This is a genomic window from Flavobacterium piscis (assembly GCF_001686925.1).
Taxonomy (GTDB): Bacteria; Bacteroidota; Bacteroidia; order Flavobacteriales; family Flavobacteriaceae; genus Flavobacterium; species Flavobacterium piscis.
In genome coordinates this window covers 1-5,458 of record NZ_LVEN01000051.1, presented here as the reverse complement: position 1 = coordinate 5,458, position 5,458 = coordinate 1, and the positions used below count along the sequence as shown (strand labels likewise).

The following is a 5,458-nucleotide window of genomic DNA, read 5'->3' as shown; positions in this document are numbered from 1 at the left end:
ACCACGAACTACTTTTCTTTGGTTGTTTCCGTCAATTACGTTAGGATTCATTGTAGAAACATATTCGTAAGCATTTGGATTATAAGCTGAATCTGTCCACTCTGAAACGTTTCCTGCCATATTATACAATCCGTATCCGTTTACTTCGTATGATTTTGCTTCAACTGTATATAAAGCTTCATCGGCAGCATAATCTCCTCTACTAGGCTTAAAGTTTGCCAAGAAACAACCTCTGTCACTCTTAGTATAAGGACCTCCCCAAGGATAAGTAGCAGATTCCAGACCTCCTCTTGCAGCATACTCCCATTCTGCCTCTGTTGGCAATCTGAATGCATTTACTAAATCACGTCCTTTTTTCTTAGATTTGATATAGCTGTTTTTGTTTAAAGTTCTCCATGCACAAAATGCTTTTGCTTGTTTCCATGTTACACCAACTACAGGATAATCCCCGTAAGCTTTGTGCCAGAAATAGTCATTGTGCATTGGCTCATTATAAGAGTAAGCAAAATCTTTGATCCAAACTGTTGTATCAGGATAAACGCTTACTTGTTCTGTTTTAACAAAATCTTTTCTTTTTCCAACTTTGGCTTTTGCAGCAGCCTGAATATCCATCCAAGAATAACGGAATTTCAATTTATTTACATCAATTGATCTTAATCCGTTATATGATTCTTCAATTGGCAAATACATAGAGTCCATTACCTCAGCATAATACTCATCTGGGTAAGCTTTAGTATCTTTAATTAACTTAACTTTTTTATTTAATTTTCTACCAGCATACGGATCATCTTTTGTTCCTACACTATAGTAGTTATCATACATATATTTATCATATGCCGTCATTTTGTCCGGCTCTGAATCATTAAATGCATAATCTGCAATACTTCCACCTTTTTTACCTTTGTCACCTGTAGATTTTTGTCCGGTTTCATCAGCTAAGATTGCTAAGCGAACTCTCATTGTAGAATCTTTTACCCATTCTACAAATTGACGGTACTCGCTATTAGTAATTTCTGTTTCATCCATATAAAATGAACGAACCGTTACTGTTTTAGTCGGAGCATCTTCAACATTAGCTAAATCAGCATCTGATTTACCCATAATAAAAGATCCACCTGGAACTAATGTCATTCCATAAGGTTTTTCAGGATGCCATTTCCCTCCTGTAACACCAACTAACTCACCTTTGTCTCCTGACTTACCACAGCCAATTACCAGTGTTAACATTGCTGCAAATGCAATAAACTTCTTCATATAAATTTGGGATTTCTATTCATTATTATAAGTCCGTAAACGTATTTATTATTTATCTAAAAAACAATACTAGTTGCGAAATTTATTTTACCGTTCAAAAATAATGTTAAATAAAATAAAAAAAAAATATTTCATCGATAAACTACTAGAAAAAATCGACGTAAAACGTTAAATTTTATACTTTATATTTATTTTCTTACTAATATATTTTAACATTTTTTTTAAACTCAAAAAAAAACGCAATTTTCTATAAAATTTTATTTTATAAAGCGTTTTTTCGTTGTGCTTTCCACCATCTTTCTGGCAATTCTTGATTACAAGCGCTCAAATATTCTTCGTAGGAACACGGTAATAACGTATTTCTTTTCAATTTATTGTGCCCATTTGATTCGAACGGAATTTCGATCCACCAACGGTCTGTTTTGTCACTCTTATAAAAAACCAATTCTTCATCTTCAAGCGGCACTATATATTTTAAATACGTTGCCCGACTACCAAACGGATATTCTTTTGAACGATAATGATAACCTTCGATAAAATACCAGACAATTTGAGCTATAATACCAGCTTCAGGTGCAGTACTATTATGATTAAAAACTCCAAAGCAGGAAACTTTATCACTAATTCCGGCATATCTGGCCAATGAGCAGATTTCTTTTCCGTTGAATCCGTTTGGCTCAAAAGAAACCATATTGGCTGATGCCGACGACTTTACGGAATTAAGATCGATACTAACCAAATCAGCATCTCTAAAAACTGGTTCTGCTAATGCGATTTTATTCGAAATTTCTCCTAAACGGTAGGCATCAAAAAACAATTTCTCGATCAAATCAATTTCTTCCTGCGAATTATAATAGGTTTGATATCCTATATTACAGTAATTAAACAGATTATTAGGCTCATCGATAATAATCTTAGTCAGATAAGAATTAGCCGAAACGGTTTCGTTTTCTTTACCAAAATCAAATTTATTATCTACAGCAACCATGTTTACCATTTGCTCTAAATCATCATATGCACGATATAGTGCATAGGTCAAATCCTGTGAACCTCCTATAACTATAGGAATCACTTTATTTTTAATTAAGGTAGCCGTTACTTTTTTTAAAGCAAAATAAGTATCCTCTACAGAATCCCCTGCAAGGATATCTCCTAAATCTGCAATCGATGCATCCCAATTACCGGGAAACATATGATACAATTTCTTACGAACTGCATTCAAATTAACTTCGTTAATTACATTACTATTACGACGGTCTTCTAAAACACCCACGATTGCAATTGTAATTTTACTAATATCAGGAAACTGATCCCGAGTATGGAAAACAATTTTGCTTCCCAATTCTTGTGAAGACAATGAATTAATGAATTTTAAAATTCCGTCATTAACTGGTTCTAGAAAATCAAATTCCATTTATTACTTCTTTTTAACAGCTGTTTTTTTAGCTGGAGCTTTTTTTGCGGTTGTTGCTTTTTTTGCCGGTGTTTTTTTTGCCGGTGTTTTGGCGGCAATCATTTCCTGAACCTGAGCCAATGTTAATTTTGTTGCATCAACATCTTTACTTAATTCAATTTTGATTTTACCTTTTGTAATTACCGATCTACCCCAACGAGCTTTTTCGACCAAAATTCCTTCGTCTTCCCAATTGTGAAGCACTTTATCTATATTTTTCTGTAATTTATCTTCAATCAACTCTTCGATTTCCTGTTGTGATAAATTATCAAAATTGTATTTTTTACTTACGTTGATAAAAATACTGTTCCATTTGATGAACGGACCAAAACGTCCTACACCTTTCTGAACTCCTTCGCCTTTGTAAACTGCGATTGGCGCATCGGCAATTGCTTTTTCATCGATTAATTCCTGCGCTCTTTCTTTAGAAAGACTCAACGGATCTTCTCCTTTTGGCAAAGAAATAAATACACTTCCGTGACGCACATAAGGACCGTAACGACCATTACTTACTTCAACTTCTTCTCCTTTATATTCTCCTAAATTTTTAGGCAATAAAAATAAATTCAAAGCTTCCTCAAGAGTAATGTTTCCAATATTTTGATCAGACATTAAACTGGCGAATTTTTTATCTTCGTCATCCGCTTCTCCAATTTGAGCCATTGGTCCAAATTTTCCTAAACGANNTCTTCCGTCAGCATCTTTTCCCAGGATTCTTTCTCCGCTTTCACGTTCTGCATTCGCTTCAACCTCTTTTACATTTGGGTGAAACTTATTGTAGAATTCCTGCATCATGATTGCCCAGTCGATATTTCCTTCGGCAATTTCATCAAAATCCTGTTCTACTTTTGCAGTAAAATTATAATCTAGAATGTTTCCGAAGTTCTTCACTAAGAAATCTGTTACAATTGTACCAATATCTGTAGGAACTAATTTTCCTTTATCAGATCCTGTATTTTCTTTCAAAAGCTTCTCCCCTACTTTATTGGCTTGTAAAGTAAGTTGTGTATAATTACGCTCCTGACCTTCAAGAGTTCCTTTCTCTACATAATTTCTGTTGATGATAGTAGAAATAGTTGGAGCATACGTAGACGGACGACCGATTCCTAATTCTTCTAATTTCTTCACCAAAGAAGCTTCTGTATAACGAGCGGGTGGTCTTGAATATCTTTCGGTTGCTGTAATATAATTGTTAACTAGCTTTTCGTTTACTTTTAAAGCCGGCAACATTCCTTCTTGTTCTTCCTCATCATCATCATGTCCTTCTAAGTACACTTTTAAGAATCCTTCGAAAAGCAAAACTTCTCCTGAAGCTGTAAAAATTTCGCTGTGATTATTGGCTTCAATTTTTACGTTTGTTCTTTCAAGTTGCGCATCGCTCATTTGAGAAGCCAAAGTTCTTTTCCAGATCAAATCGTACAAACGAGCCTGGTCACGATCGATATTTACAGTGTGGCGCGACATATCAGTCGGACGAATGGCTTCGTGCGCTTCTTGTGCTCCTTTGCTTTTGTTGGCAAACGTTCTCGGTTTTGAAAACTCTTTTCCGTATGATTTTATGATTTCAGCTTCTGCAGCATCCATTGCATCTTTAGAAAGGTTTACACTATCGGTTCTCATATAGGTAATAAGTCCGGCCTCATATAAACGTTGTGCAAGCTGCATGGTGATTCCAACTGGCAAATACAATTTTCTCGCTGCCTCTTGTTGCAGGGTAGAAGTTGTAAAAGGTGCTGTTGGTGATTTTTTGGTAGGCTTAGTTTCTAAATCAGCTACCTTATATTGTGATCCGATATTTTTATTTAAAAAATCTTCGGCTTCTTTTTTTGTATTGAAGTTCTTTGGTAATTTGGCTTTGAAAGATTTTCCTGCCTCATTTACAAATTCTGCTACGATAGAATAACTCGCAACTGCATTAAAGTTTTGAATTTCGCGTTCTCTCTCAACAATCAAACGTACTGAAACTGACTGTACACGTCCCGCTGATAAACCTCCTTTGATTTTTCTCCATAAAACCGGAGATAATTCATATCCTACTAAACGGTCTAAAACACGACGCGCTTGTTGTGCATTTACTAAATTATAATCAATTTCTCTTGGATTCTCGATTGCTTTAAGAATCGCAGATTTTGTAATCTCATGAAAAACAATTCGCTTTGTTTTTTTAACATCTAGTTTTAATTCTTCCGCCAGGTGCCATGAAATAGCCTCACCCTCGCGGTCCTCATCGCTTGCTAACCAAACCATTTCGGCATTCTTAGATAGTGTTTTTAACTTGCTTACCAGCGCTTTTTTATCGGGAGAAACTTCGTATTTAGGTTTAAATCCATTTTCAACATCTACTCCTATTTCTTTTGATGGTAGGTCAGCTATATGTCCGTAACTTGACTCTACCTGAAAATCACTTCCCAGAAATTTCTCGATCGTTTTCGCCTTTGCAGGTGACTCCACTATTACTAAATTCTTTGCCATTGCTCTATTTTTCTGCAACAAAAGTATCTATTTTTTTTAAATATCAGCCTTGCTAATTGATTTTTGAGGTATTTTAATGTTATGTTTCCTAAAATTGCAGATTTATCTGTATTCCTACCTATAATATATATAGGTATAACTTTTAATGATTTATGGACGAGAAATGTTGTTCTTGTAACCCCAAATACCTAGCCCAGATTGTAGTGAAAAGTCCGGAGTAAAAAATGCAAAAGTTTCTTGTTTTAAAAAAGCGACCAACGGAAGCTCTTTTTAGAACAT

The 5,458-nt window shown here is 34.9% G+C and carries 3 protein-coding genes; all 3 read right to left on the bottom strand.

The features are described from left to right. Nucleotides 1-1,254, bottom strand: a 1,254-nt coding sequence (porK, locus tag FLP_RS25020; protein WP_065452224.1) for a T9SS ring complex lipoprotein PorK/GldK, incomplete at its 3' end; no start/stop codon positions are given. A gap of 262 nt (nucleotides 1,255-1,516) precedes the next feature. Beyond that, a complete protein-coding gene (locus FLP_RS25015) occupies nucleotides 1,517-2,668 on the bottom strand; it encodes a formimidoylglutamase (RefSeq protein ID WP_065452223.1) in 1,152 nt (383 codons plus the stop codon). Between the two features lie 3 nt (nucleotides 2,669-2,671). Further along, a complete protein-coding gene (topA, locus tag FLP_RS25010; RefSeq protein WP_065452222.1) occupies nucleotides 2,672-5,179 on the bottom strand; it encodes a type I DNA topoisomerase in 2,508 nt (835 codons plus the stop codon). Nucleotides 5,180-5,458 lie beyond the last annotated feature (279 nt).

Excerpts from the sequence above, each read along its gene's own strand:
- FLP_RS25015 (WP_065452223.1), bottom strand. The coding sequence starts at position 2,668 with ATGGAATTTGATTTTCTAGAACCAGTTAATGACGGAATTTTAAAATTC.